This window comes from Streptomyces rubellomurinus, from assembly GCF_000961885.1.
GTDB lineage: Bacteria > Actinomycetota > Actinomycetes > Streptomycetales > Streptomycetaceae > Kitasatospora > Kitasatospora rubellomurina.
Genome location: NZ_JZKH01000405.1, coordinates 1 through 215, shown reverse-complemented (window position 1 = coordinate 215; position 215 = coordinate 1). Strand labels below are relative to the sequence as shown.

Annotated in this window: 1 rRNA gene; it reads left to right on the top strand. The window is 57.7% G+C overall.

What is annotated here, in order from left to right:
* A 23S ribosomal RNA gene (locus VM95_RS38385) occupies positions 1 to 215 on the top strand; the annotation flags it as partial.

Sequence of the window (215 nt, the reverse complement as noted above, 5' to 3'; positions counted from 1 at the left end):
CGATAGCGGATAGTACCGTGAGGGAATGGTGAAAAGTACCGCGGGAGCGGAGTGAAATAGTACCTGAAACCGTGTGCCTACAAGCCGTGGGAGCGTCGTCAGTCGGCTTGCCGGCTGGCCGTGACTGCGTGCCTTTTGAAGAATGAGCCTGCGAGTTTGCGGTGTGTAGCGAGGTTAACCCGTGTGGGGTAGCCGTAGCGAAAGCGAGTCCGAAT